The sequence below is a fragment of the Spirochaeta cellobiosiphila DSM 17781 genome, assembly GCF_000426705.1.
In the GTDB taxonomy this organism is placed as follows: Bacteria; Spirochaetota; Spirochaetia; order DSM-17781; family DSM-17781; genus Spirochaeta_E; species Spirochaeta_E cellobiosiphila.
This window is the reverse complement of the sequence record NZ_KE384557.1, coordinates 307,761-326,656: the sequence shown is the minus strand read 5'-3', so window position 1 is coordinate 326,656 and position 18,896 is coordinate 307,761. Positions and strand designations below refer to the sequence as shown.

The 18,896-nt window shown below is 41.9% G+C and carries 16 protein-coding genes; 7 read left to right on the top strand and 9 right to left on the bottom strand.

Annotated features, from left to right (window positions below; translation table 11 throughout):
- Positions 1-28 precede the first annotated feature (28 nt).
- Positions 29-955, top strand: a complete 927-nt coding sequence (locus K345_RS0116510; RefSeq protein WP_028975103.1) for a DUF3187 family protein — start codon at positions 29-31, stop codon at positions 953-955.
- Here K345_RS0116510 and K345_RS22600 read toward each other — a convergent pair.
- Positions 952-1,299, bottom strand: coding sequence for a response regulator (locus K345_RS22600; protein WP_028975102.1), 348 nt, complete (start codon positions 1,297-1,299; stop codon positions 952-954). The genes K345_RS0116510 and K345_RS22600 overlap by 4 nt on opposite strands.
- An 82-nt stretch (positions 1,300-1,381) precedes the next feature.
- Between K345_RS22600 and K345_RS0116500 the strand changes: the two genes are divergently transcribed.
- From K345_RS0116500 to nadB, 3 genes are read left to right on the top strand one after another with little or no spacing between them, the layout of a single operon-like run.
- A complete protein-coding gene (locus K345_RS0116500) occupies positions 1,382-2,983 on the top strand; it encodes a PAS domain-containing sensor histidine kinase (RefSeq protein ID WP_028975101.1) in 1,602 nt (533 codons plus the stop codon).
- Between the two features lie 23 nt (positions 2,984-3,006).
- Entirely contained in the window at positions 3,007-3,858 is an 852-nt protein-coding gene (gene nadC, locus K345_RS0116495; protein WP_053228411.1) for a carboxylating nicotinate-nucleotide diphosphorylase, read from the top strand.
- Positions 3,845-5,407 (top strand): L-aspartate oxidase, encoded by a 1,563-nt coding sequence (gene nadB / locus K345_RS0116490; RefSeq protein ID WP_028975099.1) that lies wholly within the window; start codon positions 3,845-3,847, stop codon positions 5,405-5,407. The genes nadC and nadB overlap by 14 nt, the downstream gene beginning before the upstream one ends.
- A 106-nt stretch (positions 5,408-5,513) precedes the next feature.
- On the opposite strand, the gene tkt is transcribed toward nadB, so the two are convergent.
- Genes tkt through nagA form a run of 5 tightly spaced genes read right to left on the bottom strand, consistent with a single transcriptional unit; the run spans position 5,514 to position 11,654 of the window.
- Positions 5,514-7,463 carry a transketolase gene (gene tkt, locus K345_RS0116485; protein ID WP_028975098.1) on the bottom strand — a complete coding sequence of 650 codons (1,950 nt, stop codon included), beginning with the start codon at positions 7,461-7,463 and terminating at the stop codon, positions 5,514-5,516.
- Positions 7,464-7,520: 57 nt separating this feature from the next.
- On the bottom strand, positions 7,521-8,477 hold the full coding sequence (locus K345_RS0116480) for an ROK family protein (RefSeq protein WP_028975097.1): 957 nt from the start codon (positions 8,475-8,477) through the stop codon (positions 7,521-7,523).
- A gap of 4 nt (positions 8,478-8,481) precedes the next feature.
- Complete coding sequence (locus tag K345_RS0116475) at positions 8,482-9,633, bottom strand: ROK family transcriptional regulator (RefSeq protein ID WP_028975096.1); 1,152 nt, start codon at positions 9,631-9,633, stop codon at positions 8,482-8,484.
- A gap of 24 nt (positions 9,634-9,657) precedes the next feature.
- A complete protein-coding gene (nagB, locus tag K345_RS0116470) occupies positions 9,658-10,467 on the bottom strand; it encodes a glucosamine-6-phosphate deaminase (protein WP_028975095.1) in 810 nt (269 codons plus the stop codon).
- Positions 10,468-10,478: 11 nt separating this feature from the next.
- Positions 10,479-11,654 (bottom strand): N-acetylglucosamine-6-phosphate deacetylase, encoded by a 1,176-nt coding sequence (nagA, locus tag K345_RS0116465; protein WP_028975094.1) that lies wholly within the window; start codon positions 11,652-11,654, stop codon positions 10,479-10,481.
- A gap of 167 nt (positions 11,655-11,821) precedes the next feature.
- Between nagA and K345_RS0116460 the strand changes: the two genes are divergently transcribed.
- Entirely contained in the window at positions 11,822-13,732 is a 1,911-nt protein-coding gene (locus K345_RS0116460; RefSeq protein WP_028975093.1) for a phosphohexomutase domain-containing protein, read from the top strand.
- A complete protein-coding gene (locus K345_RS0116455) occupies positions 13,729-14,484 on the top strand; it encodes a sulfite exporter TauE/SafE family protein (protein ID WP_028975092.1) in 756 nt (251 codons plus the stop codon). The genes K345_RS0116460 and K345_RS0116455 overlap by 4 nt, the downstream gene beginning before the upstream one ends.
- Here K345_RS0116455 and K345_RS0116450 read toward each other — a convergent pair.
- Complete coding sequence (locus tag K345_RS0116450) at positions 14,477-14,890, bottom strand: RrF2 family transcriptional regulator (protein ID WP_028975091.1); 414 nt, start codon at positions 14,888-14,890, stop codon at positions 14,477-14,479. The two genes, K345_RS0116455 and K345_RS0116450, sit on opposite strands and share 8 nt — an antisense overlap.
- 220 nt (positions 14,891-15,110) lie before the next feature.
- Between K345_RS0116450 and ilvD the strand changes: the two genes are divergently transcribed.
- Entirely contained in the window at positions 15,111-16,940 is a 1,830-nt protein-coding gene (ilvD, locus tag K345_RS0116445) for a dihydroxy-acid dehydratase (RefSeq protein ID WP_028975090.1), read from the top strand.
- Positions 16,941-17,197: 257 nt separating this feature from the next.
- On the opposite strand, the gene K345_RS0116440 is transcribed toward ilvD, so the two are convergent.
- Complete coding sequence (locus tag K345_RS0116440) at positions 17,198-18,487, bottom strand: clostripain-related cysteine peptidase (RefSeq protein ID WP_028975089.1); 1,290 nt, start codon at positions 18,485-18,487, stop codon at positions 17,198-17,200.
- Positions 18,480-18,827, bottom strand: a complete 348-nt coding sequence (locus tag K345_RS21560; protein WP_211227915.1) for an FHA domain-containing protein — start codon at positions 18,825-18,827, stop codon at positions 18,480-18,482. Before K345_RS21560 ends, K345_RS0116440 begins: the two co-directional genes overlap by 8 nt.
- Positions 18,828-18,896: the final 69 nt, after the last annotated feature.

Genomic DNA, 18,896 nt, shown 5'->3' with positions numbered 1-18,896 from the left:
CCTTCTCCTCCTTATTCTGGGATTCCCAGTGATATTAGACAGCCAAAACCTGGATGAACCTATACATAAAAGAAACTTGTATCCTTTCTTCCAGGGATTCATTGCTTATATTCCCCAGGGGATTACCGATGGGAGGACACGAACCACCAGTATTCAGATGACAGCATCCAATTATTATAGATACGACAATCATATCCTTAATGAAGATTGGGAATTATGGATTGACGGGGAAGATTACCAATGGTTAGGGGAACAAAATATTCCTTTACCCCATAATTGGAATAGCCGCATAAGTCTACCTTTAGTATTTCACAGTCCTGGAGTTTTTGATCCTGCCATTCAATCCTTTCACCATCTGTTTGGATTCCCCAATGGAGGCAGAGAGCATCATCCAGACAATGTTGCCATGATTCACTATACTTCCCCCCAATACAAATATACAAATGATAGCAAAAACTGGGGGGTGCAAAGTCTAACCTATACAATCATAACACCTAGTCTGGGAAACAGATGGTTAGTACAAGGACAGGGAGGTATTAAATTACCCAGTATAAATCCCGCCTTTCCCTTAGGATATGATACATGGGATTACCAATTACTAGGCATTTTATATAGAGATTTAGGACCTTGGACCATTACTTTAAATGGAGGATTGGCTTATTGGTCTGATCCCCACATATTAGATATTCCCTTTTCTGAATTTAGCCTCTTATATGGGGTAATGGCCTCCTGGAAGGTCAATTCCACCCAAAGAGTCCTTGTTCAGATACATGGACAGACGAGTCCTTATGAGTCAGGCCATAGTCGTATAGATTATGACTCTCGTTATATAACTGTGGGATATAGAACCCTTTTATCCAGAAATGTAAGCATAGATACAAGCTTTACACAAGAATTTTTAAGCTACGCGACTTCGGACATAGCTGTTAACCTTGGATTAACTTACCATCATTAGGAAGGGAGATATTCTATTAACTTCTCTACACGAAAAGGTTTAGGGATCACACCCAATGCACCGGCAGCGAGAGAACGTTCTACCATTGGGTCATCAGGATAACCGGTCATAACAACAACACGAGCATTTGGTTTAGCTTTATGTATGCTTTCAACAATTTCTGCACCGTTTTTATGAGGCATCCTCAGATCAATGGCAATAAGATCGTAATCCTGATCAATAGCGATCTGCTCTCCTTTAATGGAATCAGACACCCCCTCAACTTCGTAGCCTAAATCACTCATCATGAGATCCAAAGCACCTACAAGCATTACTGTGTCATCTATTATCAAAATCCTCTTCATACTCCTACCCTAATCGGCACTCGCCAATATACTACATTTTAACTTGACTTTAATAAAATTCAATATTTAAATGAATTAGGTAATGTATAACAGTTATATTTACCCAATATCCTTAATATTCAACTTAATATTTTTAATCGTCCTAATCACAAATATTATAAAACACTTCCGAACACGTAGCATAGTTACAAAAGAATTATGGAAAAACTTCTATACTTCTCATCCCGAAGCTATATTTCTCTTAAATGACAATCTGGGCATTATACAAATAAATAATGCGGGGCAATCTCTCATTGGGGCTCAACAATTAAAATCATCAGAAACAATATCACTTCTTAAATTCATCAGACCACAAGGTGGAGTCTCAACCACAGATCTGCCTTTTTTACTTCAAAGTAGATTGAGAGGGGAAGTCCGCTTACAGTTTGACCTAGACCTTATCAATTCCAAAGGTCGTCCCGTTCCTCATTCTCTTATCTTTACAAGATACTACGGACATTACAAAAAAAGCAAATCCTATTTTTTATGTGAAGCCGTAAATATGGAGGCACGTAAAAAAGCGGAACTAGTTTTACGGGAAAGTGAAGAGAGATTTAGGATCTTTGCCAATCATTTCCCGGGTATTCTGTACCAATGGGACCGCATTAATGACCAGAGTTATTATTATGGAAGGGTGGAATCCCTAACAGGACATTCGGTACATGATTTTCAGGGGAATATCATTGACTGGACAGATATCATTCACCCGGAAGATGTAGAGATTTATAAACAAAATTATGAAGAATCGCTTAACCAGATAGGACAGGAAAACAACATAGAATACCGCATCGTCCACACAAGGGGTGATGTGTTCTGGCTAAAAGAACTCAGACAAGTACTGGGAACGGAAAAAGTAGAATTCATACAGGGCATCGTATACGACATAACCACCATTAAGACTAGAGAGTTAAACCTTATCCAATCCCAAAAACTAGAAGCCCTCGGACGCCTGACAAGTGGGATCGCCCATGATTTCAACAACAATCTCATGATAATATCAGCACTGAGTGAATATTTAGGTTCCAGAGTAAGTGACGAACTTAAAGGGACTGTAGTTAACATACAAGAAGGAATAGACGCAGCAGCGGACTTAACCAACCGTCTTCTTGTATTTGCCAGAGGTCAAAAAGATGAAAAAATAAACAGAGATCTTAATCAGCTCCTTAAGATGGTTTACCCTATCCTCAATAGATTATCCGGTGATTCTATTGAAATGAATCTTTCCCTTATCGACAAACCTCTAGTGGTAAATATATCCCAAAACCAACTGGAGCAAAGCCTAATAAATCTGGTTATTAATGCAAAAGATGCAATACAGGAAAAAGGTTGTATTCTGATACAAACAGATACAGTCGAGTCCCTACCAAGTAATATACATGACACCCCGAAAATAAAAGAAGGTCCCTATGGGGTTATCTATATTGCGGATAATGGATCTGGTATGGATAACAAAACCCTAAGTAATATTTTTGAACCATTCTATACGACAAAGAAGGCAGGGAATGGAACAGGCTTGGGATTAAGCTTAGTATATGGATTCATGGAAGAACTTGGTGGTTGCATCAAAGTCGAATCCGAATTAGGGAAAGGCACTACCTTTTCTCTCTATTTCCCCTGTATAAAAAATCAAGTCTTTTCTACATAGTAGAAACATGCTAATTTATTGAAATGAAGTTAGATCCTTTTATAATGAATCATGTTAAGACAGCCCTCCAGGAAGACCTTCTGGAAAAGGGAGATGTCACTAGCCGTGCCATATTTAATGACACAGAGACCTCACAGGTCTATCTCATTAGCAAAGATGCAGGAGTCCTGGCAGGCACCGATGTTTACCAGGAAGTATTTAGACAAATAGATCCTTCTGTCGAGATAGAGTTTTTCAAAAGTGATGGTGACGTTTTGAAGGAAAAGGATACAATTGCCCGCTTAACAGGACCTACCTTCGCCTTATTAGAAGGAGAGCGAACAGCTCTTAATTACCTGGGCCATTTAAGCGGAATAGCCACAGCAACCGCCCAATACTGTGCAGAACTGGAAGGAAAAACCAGGATATTAGACACCAGAAAAACCATTCCCGGATTAAGATTCCTGGAAAAATATGCTGTGAACTGTGGGGGGGGAACCAACCATCGTATGGGCCTTCATGATATGGTTATGATTAAAGATAACCATATAGATGCCGCAGGAAGCATAACAGAAGCAGTAAAGAGAGTACGTAAAAAATGGGATACTCAATTCAAGATAGAAGTAGAAACCCGTAATCTGAATGAGATAGAAGAAGCCCTTGCCTGCTCAGTAGATAGAATCCTCCTGGACAATATGACAACAGAGATGCTCAAACAAGCCGTTACCATCATAGGTGACAAAGCAGAAACAGAAGCAAGCGGTAATATGACCCTCGAGAGAATCAAAGAAGTATCCCTCACAGGTGTTGATTTTATCTCTGTGGGGGCACTAACCCACTCTGTAAAGGTTTTCGATTTTAGCATGAGGAAACAAACCAACATTGAAAATATATGATGTCATTATTATAGGAACAGGAGTAGCCGGATTAAGTGGAGCTATCCATCTAAAGAAAGCAGGCAAAACCGTCCTTGTACTAACAAAAAATCAGGCAATAGAAAAAAATAATACCCACCATGCCCAAGGTGGTATCATCGCCTATAGACAGGAAGATACAGAGGAACAACTAGTAAAGGATATTCTCACAGCAGGGTGCCATTACAATAGTACAGAAGCTGTCAGAGCTTTTGCTAAAGACGGACCTAAACTGGTCTTTGATTTTCTCATTAATGAAGCAAATGTCCCTTTTAATAAAAACAACCAAGGTAATTGGGATTATACAGAAGAAGCAGCCCACTCAATACGACGTATACTCCACTATGAAGATCGAAGTGGAGAAGCTATTCAAACATCACTGATCAAACACGCTCAGGATCTTGGCATAGAAATCAAGAGCAACCACACAGCCATCGACTTAATAAGCAATAATCATCATTCCCTTGATGGACAGGAAAGGTATAGGCAAAGGGAAGTAATGGGAGTCTATACCCTCAACAACGAAACCCAGGAAGTCATAACGTTCCTCAGTCAGAATGTCATACTAGCCACTGGTGGAGTTGGATATCTCTATCAGCATACAACAAACAATAAAGCCAGTACAGGTGATGGTATGAGTATGGCCTATCGAACAGGTGCAGATATTATTAATTCAGAGTTTGTACAATTCCATCCGACCAGTCTCTTCCACCGTGATATCAAGGGCTTCCTAATATCAGAAAGCCTTCGGGGAGAAGGGGCAAAACTCATTAACCATGAAGGGCGTACCTTCATGTCAGACTATCATCCAGACGCTGATTTGGCCCCTCGAGATGTGGTGGCCAGAGCTATATACAATGAAATGACTAATAGCGGTAAAAACTACATGTTCCTCGACCTGGCTTCTTACTATGAAGGAGAAGTACCTATTGAGAAACGATTTACTAAGATCTTCAATACTTGTTTATCTGTCGGTATTGATATTAGAACAGAACCAATCCCCATTGTGCCCGCAGCTCATTATTTTTGCGGGGGTATTAAAGTAAACACAGAAGGCCAGACCAGTATAAAAAATCTTTACGCCGTAGGAGAAGTGAGTTGTACAGGACTACATGGTGCTAACCGATTAGCCTCCTCGAGCCTATTGGAAGGAGCCTTATGGGGTAAATACGCAGCTGATTCCATTTTAGCCAAAAGTGAATTCATTAGCAAAGAAAGGTTTGACTCCATTCCCCTATGGGAAACTCCTACAGGTGATGAAGAGACAGATCCTTTGTTACTCAAGCAAGATCTAAACCTTATTCAATTAACCATGTGGAATTATGTGGGTATAGTACGGGATAAAAGAGGTTTGGAAAGGGCAAAAGCCGATCTTGATTATCATGGTCACCGTATCATGAAATTCTACAAGGAAGCTCCCCTGACACGATATATCATAGAACTTCGCAATGCGGTCATATCAGCAGGAATCATCACCACCTCTGCTTTACATAACAAACAGAGTATAGGTTGCCATTACCGTCAGAACTGATATATTTCAAACCAATTACACCCCATTCTCATAATAGAGGATAGGACTTTATAGGAACTTTCAATGAAAAAGCCCTCCCATAAGGAGGGCCGTTTTGTGTTTTAGACTATATCAATTCCGAGAGCTTATCAGCAGTGAAACCGATAGATTCAGCCACTTCATTTCCTTTACCTGATTCACCAAAGCGGTTAATAGTAAAGGTTTCATCAACGATCTTATACCAACCGAACTCAGAACCAGCTTCAACACCGATACTTCGGACCCCTTCAGGTATGATTGAAGATTGGAACTCTTTATCTTCATTCAAGAATCTCTCTCGACTGGTTAAAGAAACAACTCTCACCTTTCGTCCACTGATCTCAGCAGCTTCCATGGCCATATTTACTTCAGATCCAGTAGCAACCAAAACGGTATCTGGTGTACCATCACAATCCTTGGCAATATAAGCACCACGGGCAGCATCACTCTGCCAACCTTCCGGTTTAGGGAATACAGTTAAATTCTGTCTTGTAAGAATTAAAGCAGTAGGAGCATCTCCTGAGGCTAAGGCCCATTTCCAGGCTTCAATCGTTTCCTGAGCATCTGCCGGTCTAAATACCTGCATACCAGGAATCATTCTCAAAGAAGCAACATGTTCAATAGGTTGATGAGTAGGACCGTCTTCACCAACAAAGATAGAATCATGGGTAAAGACATAAATAACAGGTAATTCCATCAAAGAAGCTAAACGAACAGTATGTCTCATATAATCTGCAAAAACGAGGAAAGTAGCACAGAACGTGGTTAATCCCCCATAAAGGGCAATACCGTTGGCAATAGCACCCATAGCATGCTCTCTTACCCCATAATGAAGGTTTACACCTTCTCTTGTAGCAGGACTAAAATATTCCTTACCTGTAATAACAGAATTATTACTTGGACTAAGGTCAGCTGATCCACCAATCACATTGGTTAAAGTCTTAGTAAAGGCTTCAATAACTTTACCAGAAGCTTTACGGGTGGCCACAGCATCACCGACTTTAAAATCAGGCCAGGTAACCTTGCTAAGATCAGGAACACCTTCCAAATAAGATTCAAGCTCTTCTTTTAAGGATGGATTTGCTTTAGCCCAGGCATCATAGAGAGACTTCCAAGAGTCATACTTACTTTGCCATTCCACTCTTCGCTGTTTGAAGAATTCTGTAGCTTCAGGATCTACCCAGAAATCTTCATTGGGAATCCCTAAAGCTTCCTTGGTTTTTGCCAATTCCTCAGCACCTAAAGCAGCACCATGAACCCCAGCAGTACCCGCTTTGGTGGGAGCTCCAAAACCAATGATAGTCTTAAGAATAATAATAGTAGGCCGGCTAGTGTCTGCCCTACCTTCTGCTAATAACTTAGCCACTTCTTCCGGATTATGACCATCACCAACCAAAACCTGCCAACCATAAGCTTTGTATCTGTCAGCAACATTTTCAGTAAAGGCGATTTTAGTATCCCCTTCAATCGTAATGTTATTAGAATCATATATAGCAATAAGTCGACCTAATTTCTGTGTCCCTGCAAAGCTGGCGGCTTCAGAAGTGATACCTTCCATCATACAGCCGTCACCTGCCAGGGTATATACGTAATGATCGAATATCTTATGTTCAGATGTATTAAACTTAGCCCCGAACCATTCCTGGGCTAAAGCCATTCCTACAGCATTTACAAAACCCTGACCTAGGGGTCCTGTCGTTGTCTCAACACCATGAGTTAACCCATATTCGGGATGCCCGGGAGTTAAGGAACCAACTTGTCTGAATTGTTTTAGATCATCTATGGACAAGTTAAAACCAGACAAATGAAGAAGGCTATAAAGAAAAGCAGAGCCATGTCCGGCGGACAAGACAAATCTATCTCGGTTAATCCAGTCTGATTCACTGGGATTGATGTTTATATCCTGTCCATATAAAACAGCACCGATTTCCGCACAACCCATAGGTAAACCGGGATGTCCAGAATTCGCTTTTTGAACAGCATCCATAGATAATGAGCGAATTGATTTAGCAATGGATTTCATTGCAGATAGGTTCATTTGATACTCCTGTAATGAGAACTTGTTGGAAAATTATGCTAAACTCTGTCTAAGCTGTCAAGAACAACTGTCCCATCCATATAAGGCAGCACCATACACACCTGCCTTTTCACCTAACAAAGCCCTGGCAATTTTAACATCATTACGGGCCATTGGCAAAACATAATCGTCCAAATAATCCCGAACTTGATTTAAAATAACATCACCTGCCTCCATAACACCCCCGCCTAAGACAAAAAGAGAAGGGTTAAGAATCTGGGCACTTTGTCCAATGGCTTTGGCGAGCATACGACAGCTTATGTCATGAATAGCCTTCGCTAAGGCGTCCCCTTTATCAAGAAAAAGATAAACATCCTTGGCCGTAGGGTATAAGGGATCACTTTTTTCTCTAATTAATTGAGCAAAAGGAGTATCAAACTGCTCAATTAAGAGATGTGCTGATTCATTAATTCCCGTAGCAGAACTATAACGTTCCAGACAGCCATGGAGACCACAACTGCATAAGCGGCCCCCTTCTTCAACAATAACATGGCCTATTTCACCAGCCATTCCCGTATAACCGGCATACAATTGACCTTGTAAAACTAGTCCGGCACCAACACCGGTTCCCAGATTAATACAAACAAGACTGGATGAACCCTTTCCGACACCTTGTCTGTATTCACCATAGGCAGACAAATTCACATCATTGGACACAAAGGCAGCCACATTATAAGTATCCTGAATATGTTGACGCAGAGGGAATTTTCCCCAACCGGGAATGTTAACAGCTGAACCGAACAAATTTCCCTCTTCATCAACCAAGCCTGGAGATCCTGCACCAATCCCTACAAGCTGGCCATCCTGCCCCTTCATGAGAGAATGAACCATCTGATCAAGAGCTGGAAGAACTTGAGTTTCTCCCAGGCTATTCCTGGTAGGGATTCTCATGATCTCACTAAAAGTTCCATCTTCCTGATAAACAACCCCTTTAATGGTTGTTCCACCTATATCAACACCTATCGCGTATTTCATAATATTAGTGAGTTCTCATTAACACATGATCCCAATCAAATGAGACTTTACCTGTTTTATTCCCTACTTGGGGTAAGGAATACAGATTGTCTAAAACAAAAGCCGCTGCCCCATAGGGGATTTCCTTATCCCCGGAACGATTAAAATGAATTTTGCTTTGATTAGAACCATCCTGGAACCAACTATCTCCTTTTAAGTTATCCATGACTTGAGGAAGCAACTCTCTATAATATTGAATGTCCCCCCCCAGAATGATGGAATCTGGATTAAATAAACTAAAAGTGACCGATAACTTACGAAAAATATTGGTCATAAACTTAATCATCAAATCCTTATCCTGACCAATAGAAAGTAACTCATCTCTGGTCATATCTAAATATTCTGTACCGGGAACGTCCCAATCGTTGGTACAAAAATCACCAGCACGATAGGAGGAGCCGTAAACGACCTGACCTCTCACTACCATACCTAAACCTACGCCGGGTATATCGGTAGTTCGTAAGTTGTGATAATGAAATCGGGACAGAACATAAAGGAAGTTCTGATATATACCATGCTTCTTCCAAAGCTCTCCCCAGGCACAGCAATTACTGTCATTTTCAAAAAAAACAGGAATATCCATCTTCATGGATATCTTATTGTAGAAATCAAACTCTTCCAATTTCCAGGAATGGCTATAAGAAAGGAGGCCCTCTTTATGATTTACAATAGCAGAAACACCCACACCAATAGCCAAAAGGGGGATACGCTGGGCTTTAATATCACTATCCAAGCGTTTTAAAACCCTAAAAAAAACATTATCAATGGGACCTTTGGGAATCTCTTCTACTTTAGACCACAATTCCTGTCCTGTAATATCACAAAGAATCGCTCGAAAATACCCCACTTCCAGTTCTAATCCCAGAATGGAACCCATACGGGGATTAATACCAAGATAGACAGGCTTACGGCCCCCCGCCTGGGAAGCATCCCCTTCCTTACGTATTTCTACAAGGTTATATTCCAATAGCTCATTAATAATATTGGTAACAGTAGACTTTTTCAGTCCTAGCTGACGTGAGAGCTCAATCCGGCTAATAAGGTTGTATTCCCTAATAAGCTTAAGAACGAGAGCCACATTAGCTTGTTTTTGAAAGGCTTGATTACCAGCAACCATATACTATTATCCTTTAAGAGCTACCTAGATCATAGAATCAGGATCTAAATTCGTTTCTTCAATATCCTTAAAATACTTAACAGTACCTACCTTGAGTTCAAAAGTAGATTCTTCGTCACAAACTATAATACCGTGAGGATGTAGCTGGAGACAACTAATAGTCCACATATGATTTACCCCCTGCTCCACAGCATGTTCGAGAGCACGGGCCTTATTATGACCGTTAACCAGAATAAGAACTTCCTTGGAATCCATGATCGTCCCTACTCCCACAGTAAGAGATTCAGTGGGCACCTGTTCTACCTTGTTATCAAAGAATCGGGAATTCGCTACTTTCGTATCGTAGGTCAAAGTCTTAATCCTGGTTCTAGAGGACAAACTGGATCCAGGTTCATTGAAGGCGATATGCCCATCAGGACCTATTCCTCCTACAAAGAGATCAATGCCTCCATAGGAAGCCATCTTATCCTCATAACCCTTGCATTCCGCTTCTGGATCTTCAGCCAAACCATTGAGAATGTTAACATTGTCTTTATTAATATCAATATGACTGAAAAAATTATCCCACATAAAGCGGTGATAGCTTTGTTCATCCTCAGGTCCTAAGCCTCTGTACTCATCCATATTAAAGGTCACAACATTCTGAAAGCTGACCTTGGATTGTTTATACAGTTCAATCAGTTCCTTATACATCCCTAACGGACTGGAACCTGTAGGCAAACCAAGGACAAAAGGTTTGTCTGCCCTAGGCTGGAATTGATTAATCCGCCTTGCTATGTAAGCAGCAGCCCATCGGCTAAGCTTTTGATAATCTTCTTGTATAATTAATCGCATAAAGAGTCTCCTTAAATATCCTTCTTACAAAATTGGCCACGCACCAAGGTAGCTTTCGCATTGAACTCATGATCAAATACAGCGATGTTTGCAAATCGGCCGGGAATCAAACTTCCCATTTGATGCTCAAAGCCCATAATACCTGCTGGTGACAAGGTCGCCATAGTAATAGCGTCCGTACGAGATACACCAAATTCGACCATATTGGCTACCCCTCTATTCAAGGTAAGAGCCGAACCAGCGATGACATCATCCTTAACACGATGGAAGATACCATCTTCTCCCAGGTACACTTCTTCATTATTAGCAAAGAGACATTTCGCTTTTTGCCCCGTAGGTTTGAGTGCATCTGTTACCAAACAAATCTTATCTGCAGCTTTTTCCTTCACCAATAACTGAATAATCGCAGGATGAACATGTTCACCATCAGCAATCAATTCACACGTTAATTCAGGGTGAATCAGAATAGCCCCCACCAAGCCCGGATCTCTATGGTGCATAGAACGCATAGCATTAAAAAAGTGAGTAGAGTGGGTAATGCCTGCTTCCATCCCTTCCCTCATTTGATCGTAGGTCGCATTGGAATGTCCTGCCTGGAGGGTTATGCCTTTACGAGAGCAGTAGATCGCCAGCTCACGCATATTCTTAAGCTCAGGGGCTACGGTCATATTTACAATATTCCCCCCTGCCGCTTTATAGAAGGATCGCATGAGATCCATGTCCACACTTTTCATATGCTCAGGAATCTGAACACCTTTCTTTTCCGGATTAATAAAGGGACCTTCCAAATGAAGTCCTAGGATATGGGCACCCTTTTCCTTCCCCATGGCCCCGGCACTAGCCTTTATGGATCCCATAAAGTTCTCATCAGCCTGAGGGTAGATAGTAGGACAGAATCCTGTTACACCATACTCGGTTAAGGCATCACTCATCGCAAGAATAGCTTCAATAGTACAGTCATCTGTACCATAGCCATGAAGACCATGAATGTGTGTATCGATCAAACCCGGGGTCACATATGCCCCTTCTAAATCGTATAATTTAGTAGAAGCTCCAAAATTTTTCTGTTCAAATCTCTTTTGGGAAAAGACATCTGCAATAAGACCATCTTCAATAAGAACAGCAGATTTTTCAACTTTTGTAATACCTGTATAAACAGTAGCGTTGTATAGAACAATTCTGTTCATAGCTTAACTCCTACATGAAAGTCTTCTTTCGTATTTTGTTAGTTCGGTGAACCAACCTAGTTAAATACTAATATCACTCTAATTCTAAGTCAATACTGACAAAAGTATTTAACAAATAATAAATGCCCGTTACTATAGCTTTGGCGTTATAATTACAAGGAGGAGACATGCTAGATACAAACACAGGTCTGTCATATGGACCTATAACTTTACCTTTGGGAGATACCCTTCCCCCCCTAAGTGATATAAAAACAGCTTTAGAGGATATGATACTGTCCGCGTCAGGGTGGAGAAAAGTTTTTGCCCCCTCCCATAACGAAGAGGATCCCACAGAGGAATTAAGTGAAATCGACTATTATCTAGCCGCTGGGATGGCCTATGTCTTCGGTCAACGTTTATTAAAAGAATCCCAAACTCCCACAGTAGCTCTAGGCTTGGATGCTCGCCCCACAGGGCCAGCCATGGCATCTGCCATGATTCCCGTATTCCGACAATTGGATATCAACGTGGAATATCTGTTCATAGCCTCTGCACCAGAGATCATGGCCTATGCCAAAACCACAGAGCATATCACCGGTTTTGCTTATATATCAGCCAGTCATAACCCCATTGGACACAATGGTGCTAAGTTTGGACTCTCATCTGGAGGAGTCCTCCCCGCTTCGGAAGTGAATCCCCTGATCGAACAATACAAGAATGTTCTCCAGGATATAACCAGTCTTGAGACCATTAAAGATATGATTCAGAACTTTCCCAGTGAGCAAAAAGAAGAGATCTTCAGAGACTCATCTAAGTATAAAAGGAATAGCCTCCAAGCTTATGAGGCTTTTAGCAAACTGGTATACACCCAAGAAGAACCAGGATCCAAACAAGATACTTACTGGTCAAGCCTTAAGAATAAACTAACAAAGAAGCCTCTATCCGTACTGGGAGAACTCAATGGTTCAGCTCGCGGGGTCACCATCGATAGGGATTTTCTTCCCTCATTAGGAATCAAAGTATCCTTCCTGAATGACAAACCTCGCCAGATCGTTCACCGCATTGTTCCAGAAGGACAAAGTTTGGATCTGTGTAAGAATGAACTGGAAAAGCTCTATCAACAGGATCCCTCCTATACTCTTGGCTATGTACCCGATAACGATGGGGACAGAGGTAATATTGTCGCCATCAATCCTAACACCGGATTAGCCGAGATATTAGAAGCCCAAGAGGTCTTTGCCCTATCCTGTTTATCCCTATTGGGGGAAAGCGAATACAAAAAGCAAAGGGGATTCTCACAGGATCAAGGGAAGACGGCCATTGTGGTGAACGGGCCCACGTCTATGAGAATCGATGATATCTGCCGGGCTTTTGGAGCGGAACTGCACAGAGCCGAAGTAGGAGAAGCAAATGTGGTGGGAAAAGCCAATCTCCTTCGCTCTCAGGGATACTACGTTCCCCTATTGGGTGAAGGATCGAATGGAGGAAACATTACCCATCCTGCTGCTGTGCGAGACCCCCTTAATACGATTGGAGCCCTTATTAAACTCATGAATCTGGTTAAGGATGATCAAGGTCCTGGTTTATTCGAGATGTGGTGTAAGAAGTCTGGTCAAGCAGAAGCTTATAAGGATGACTTTAGCCTCACGGACATTCGTAAGACTCTTCCCTCCTGGATTACTACCTCTGCCTATGAAGCAGAAGCTATTCTTAAAATCAAAAGCACTAATCATGGTCAACTAAAGAAATCCTATGAAAGCCTCTTCCTGGACAAATGGAAGGGAGAAGCTACCCAGTTAGAATCCCAATTCGGTATTCATAGCTGGGAAGAAATCAACTATGAAGGGGGAGAGGTCAAAGAAGGTTTTGGACCTGATTACCGCTCGGGCTTGGAAAAGGGAGGATTTAAAATCCTTTTCCGTAACAAAGAAGGCGAGCCAATTGCTTATCTATGGATGCGAGGATCGGCTACAGAACCAGTATTCCGGGTTATGGTGGATGTGAAAAGCTCAGAACCTGCCCAGGAAAAAGCCCTCCTCCAATGGCATAGGAATCTCGTTATAGAAGCGGATAAGAAGAATCAGGAGTCCCTATCATGATCATAATGACACTCTTGGTTCTCCTGTGGGGGATCTTCCTGGGAATGATAGTTGGTTCTACAGCAGTAGGAACAGGACTTATAGGAACACCATCCCTTATCTTTCTTTTTCATTTAGAGCCTTTAATGGCCATAGGAACCATGAGTGTAGCCGGTACTGTTATGATGATATCCGGCGCCTTAAAACATTATAAAAATGGCTATCTACAACCAAAGATAGCCATTCCCTTTATGATCACAAGCTTTCCTGTTGCCTTTTTTACCGGGCTTCATGGGAAGGTAGTCAATGAATACCTCCCCTTAAGTATTATTATGGGAGTCCTCATTATTGGATCCTCCCTCTTTCTGATTATTCGATTATTCAGGAAAAATGAAGAAGATGCCTCTTTTTCTATACAAAACTGGCAAATCATAGCCAGTCCCCTCTTGGGAGTCATTACGGGGTTCCTGATGGGAGCCACCAGTATATCCGGGTCGATTATTCTACTGTCATTCCTGATTATATTAAGACTACCAGAGCGTTTTGCCGTTGGAACAGCCAGCATTGTCGCCGGACTGACCTTAGGAATCTCTTCCATAGCCCATATTATGTCCAGCCATGTAGACTACTCCATAGCGCTTCCTCTGATACCGGGAGTGGTAGGGGGAGCCTATCTGGGAGCGCATTTGTCCCAGAAGATTCCCGTTAAGGTCATTCAAATCTTATTGATCATTATATTAATAGGAGCAGGGATAGCCATTCTACTTAAATAGTGTAGATGAACTGTTCTCCCCGTTTTTGAATCTCATCAATCAATTTATCCATGGTGATATCCAGATAATTCTTAATGATCAATGTTAAATCTTCCCATACAAAATCAATTTGTGAGGGCTTTGTCCTTTCCCGTGTCAGAGACAAAGAGCCTTCTAACACTTCAAGAACGTCCAGTAAGGTTATAGCAGAAGGGGATTTGGCTAAGGCATAGCCCCCCTTGGCTCCTCTAAAACTTTTTACAAGACCCCCTCTTTTTAAGAGAACTAATAACTGTTCTAGATAATGCTGGGGTATATCCTTTTGCTTGGATATATCCTTGATCTGCACCGATCCGCTTTGATAGTTTTCTGTCAGATAGATGACGGCTGATATGCCGTACAATCCCTTAGCTGATATGGTGAACAAAAATTACTCCTTGAAAGGGATATGGTTATACTAAGACTAACCTATAAACCTGGAAAAGTCATCCCGACGTTTTAACTTAAAACTAACTATCCCGACCGCTCTTGTCAAGTTTATCATATTACAACTTAACATTGTGCATATCACAACACTAATGCATGGTTTTTTCTTGATAAGCAACGAGCTCTAAGGTAACATAACAGAACGAATTAAGGAGGTCCCTATGGGATATCAATTAAGAAGCGCTACAACAACAGTTGGACGTAATATGTCAGGAGCCAGAGCCCTTTGGCGGGCTAATGGAGTCAAGGAAGAACAATTCGGTAAACCTATTATTGCTATTGCCAATTCTTTTACTCAATTCGTCCCCGGCCACGTTCACCTCCACGATATAGGTCAGAGGGTTAAGAAAAAGATTGAAGAATTAGGATGCTTTGCTGCCGAATTCAACACCATTGCCATTGATGACGGTATTGCTATGGGCCATGACGGTATGCTTTACTCCCTCCCTTCAAGAGAACTTATTGCGGACTCTGTGGAATATATGGTCAACGCCCACAAGGCAGATGCTCTTATTTGTATATCCAATTGTGACAAGATAACTCCGGGAATGCTCATTGGAGCCATGCGCCTGAATATACCAACCATCTTTGTGTCCGGTGGACCTATGGAAGCAGGAAAAGTTGGTGATGATAAATATGACCTGGTAGATGCCATCGTTATGGGTGCCGATCATCGGGTAGATGATAATTTATTAGAACAGGTAGAACGTAATGCCTGTCCGACTTGCGGCTCCTGTTCCGGAATGTTTACAGCCAATTCGATGAACTGCCTCAATGAGGCTTTGGGATTAGCTCTCCCGGGGAATGGAACCATTGTGGCGACCCATGCCAATAGATTAGAACTCTTCGATAAGGCGGCCGAAAGGATTGTTAACCTTGCCTGGGAATATTACCGGGAGGGGAACGACAAAGTTCTTCCAAGAGCCATTGCCACAAAGGCAGCCTTTACTAATGCTATGACCCTGGACATCGCCATGGGAGGATCCACCAATACGGTTCTCCACCTACTGGCTATTGCCAGAGCAGCAGAGGTGGATTTCACCATGTCTGACATGGATAAGTTAAGCCGTAAGGTTCCCTGCCTCTGTAAAGTAGCACCCAATAGTCATTATCATATTGAAGATGTGAACAGAGCGGGAGGAATTCTTAGTATTCTGGGAGAATTGGAACGAGGCGGCTTACTGGATACTTCTGTAGGCCGTGTAGACTACCCCAGCCTGTCAGAGGCCATTGAGAATCATGATATTAGAAGAAATAATCCTGTCGAAGGAATAAGAATATCCAAATCTGCCCCGGCAGGTGTCTTTAACCTTGTTATGGGAAGTCAGAACAGTCAGTTCAAGGAATTAGACCTGGATCGAGAAGCAGGCTGTCTAAGAGATATAGATCACGCTTACTATAAAGACGGAGGACTGGCCGTTCTCTTTGGTAATATAGCGCAAAAAGGCTGTATTGTTAAAACTGCCGGTGTAGATGAAAGTATCTTCAACTTTACAGGACCTGCCAAAGTCTACGAAAGTCAGGATGATGCTGTTGAGGCGATACTGGGAGGTAAAGTTGTCAAAGGAGATGTGGTCATCATCCGCTATGAAGGACCTAAGGGGGGACCGGGAATGCAAGAGATGCTGTATCCCACTTCCTATCTCAAATCCATGGGTCTAGGTAAAGATTGCGCTCTGATTACAGATGGACGTTTCTCTGGAGGGACTTCCGGTCTTAGCATTGGCCATGCCAGTCCCGAAGCAGCAGCTGGGGGAACCATTGGTCTGATCAAGGATGGAGATACGATTGAGATCAGCATCCCCAACCGCTCTATCAATGTGAAGTTAAGCGATGCGGAACTAGACAAACGTCGTAAGGAAGAAGAAGCCTTTGGTAAGCAAGCCTTCAAACCAAGAGGAAGGGATCGTCAAGTAAGCCAGGCTTTGAAGCTGTATGGTCTTCATGCCGCCAGTGCTGATGAAGGGGCTATGCGCGTCTTACCTGAATAAATTCCAGGAGAAGAGGACTGACTTATGATCGTAAGTTAGTCCTTTTTTTGTGCCCTGAGCACTAGTTTGGATTTTCAGTGAGCTAGTGAAAGATCTTTAAAGGTCTATTAAATAATCTCGAAAGGGCCTTTCAATTTTTTTTAAAGGGCCTTTAAACTTTCTCGAAAGGCCCTTTCGAGATTCTTCTCTAAGGCTTATAATCTAAAAAAGCCCCTCTAGGAGGGGTTTCTGTTAGCTTATTAACGATAAAAAACAGACTAAGGGAGCAGATAAGCCTCGATCAGCTCATCCCAATTGGTATCAGCAAAATCCAGAGAACTTCGATAGGCGGATAAGTCATCAGACAAATCACCTTCAGTTATTTTTGTCGTAGGGAAATATATACCTAAATGATAATCTGCCTCCGAATCTGAACTTGAGGCATAGTAGGATTTATAGGTTTTAATAAAACCTCCGAAATCAGGCAGATCAAGACTCGTATTATCAGCCCAACGATACAGTTCCAATAGATCCCTATAGTGAAATTGAGAGTTATCAGGATCTTTTATAATATATTGGGAAGTATCATCAACAATAGCCAGGCCATTTGCCTGCTCCTCACTGATACGGGCCATTTTATCCATCAAAAGGATATTCCACTTAGCAAAGACAGAACTTTCGATAAACTGGCTCATTTTGGATAGATCATAGAGAGCAACATTACATGTATCCATTCGATAAGACCCATTGAAAATGGTATTACCATAAGCCTCATCATAGGCACTTAAGTATCCCCAGCCAAAGGAAGCAACAGAGGAACGCCTTTGATCAAGGTGTTCCAGGAGAATACGGTAATTATTCCCATAACCGGGAACAGGATAGGGATTGGCCCAGGCAAAATCTGCAATATCTCTTAACTGATAAAGAGTCTCTCCTGTCCCCATAAGACAGGCATCAAAGCCTATTATATCCACTTCATTGCCTGTGAGGGCAGTCTCTATATCCCCGGGACTAAGGTAATGATAAGTAGAACTTCCCTGGCCATCATCTTCATCATGACCTACCCCCATTGCACTGATTCCAGAGTTATAAGAGGACTCATTATACCAGCCATCCCCATGGCCTTCCATGATAAGAGCATAATGGTCAGCAGGATAATTCCCCTTACACCAACTCACAAAGCTACTCAGAGTATCAGGATTGGCCAGATCAAGCTCTTCCTGGGAAGAGGTATACAAGGCTAAGGGTCCGATCTCTAATTCTTCTGAGCCTATGGAATTATCATCCTCATCATGTTGAATACGATAAGCCCGGGTATCACTAAAGCCAATACCAGCAGTATTGGCTGTACTTAGGTCTATTAAAAGAATAACATTGAGATAATCACTTGTGATGGCTGCTTCCATTTCCTGAAAATCATCAAGAAGATCATTATCGAGATTATTATCCCCACTGGCATAAATCATAAGAGTCCAGCTTGTTTTAGAAGGTTCTCCCTCTTCCAAGGTAAAGAGGGAACACCCCATAAAGAGGAGTAGAACAAGAAGGGTTAAGCAAAGCTTAGGCATAGCGAATGGATGTGTTCCCAATTCGTATTACAGATTCAAGATTTAAAGGAACTAACTTCCCTTTAGGAAGGGGCTGGCCGTTAACATAGGTACCATTCGTACTATTAAGGTCTTTGATATAGGCTCTCCCTGCTAAAACCCTGATAAGAGCATGCTGACGGGATATCTGATCATCCTTATCTAAAACGATCTGATTATCCTCTCCCCTGCCAATATAAATGTCCTTAGTAAAGTTAACAGAGCGGTTCCCAATAAAGAGACGGCCCTTTTGTTGTTGTTTATTTTGTCCCTGAGGACTACGTTTATAGAGTGTCTCGTCCATACACAATAATAATATCACGGAAAAAGATAACAAGGTATACCTTTTGGTATAAATAGGAAACAACACTGGATAATCAGTAGAACAAGT

Bases quoted from the DNA above. Each gene is read 5' to 3' on its own strand.
- K345_RS0116480 (WP_028975097.1), bottom strand. From the start codon at position 8,477: ATGAAATACGCGATAGGTGTTGATATAGGTGGAACAACCATTAAAGGG.
- K345_RS0116475 (WP_028975096.1), bottom strand. From the start codon at position 9,633: ATGGTTGCTGGTAATCAAGCCTTTCAAAAACAAGCTAATGTGGCTCTC.
- tkt (WP_028975098.1), bottom strand. From the start codon at position 7,463: ATGAACCTATCTGCAATGAAATCCATTGCTAAATCAATTCGCTCATTA.
- nadC (WP_053228411.1), top strand. From the start codon at position 3,007: ATGAAGTTAGATCCTTTTATAATGAATCATGTTAAGACAGCCCTCCAG.
- K345_RS0116440 (WP_028975089.1), bottom strand. From the start codon at position 18,487: ATGCCTAAGCTTTGCTTAACCCTTCTTGTTCTACTCCTCTTTATGGGG.
- nagB (WP_028975095.1), bottom strand. From the start codon at position 10,467: ATGCGATTAATTATACAAGAAGATTATCAAAAGCTTAGCCGATGGGCT.
- K345_RS0116455 (WP_028975092.1), top strand. From the start codon at position 13,729: ATGATCATAATGACACTCTTGGTTCTCCTGTGGGGGATCTTCCTGGGA.
- nagA (WP_028975094.1), bottom strand. From the start codon at position 11,654: ATGAACAGAATTGTTCTATACAACGCTACTGTTTATACAGGTATTACA.
- K345_RS22600 (WP_028975102.1), bottom strand. From the start codon at position 1,299: ATGAAGAGGATTTTGATAATAGATGACACAGTAATGCTTGTAGGTGCT.
- K345_RS0116460 (WP_028975093.1), top strand. From the start codon at position 11,822: ATGCTAGATACAAACACAGGTCTGTCATATGGACCTATAACTTTACCT.
- K345_RS0116500 (WP_028975101.1), top strand. From the start codon at position 1,382: ATGTATAACAGTTATATTTACCCAATATCCTTAATATTCAACTTAATA.
- ilvD (WP_028975090.1), top strand. From the start codon at position 15,111: ATGGGATATCAATTAAGAAGCGCTACAACAACAGTTGGACGTAATATG.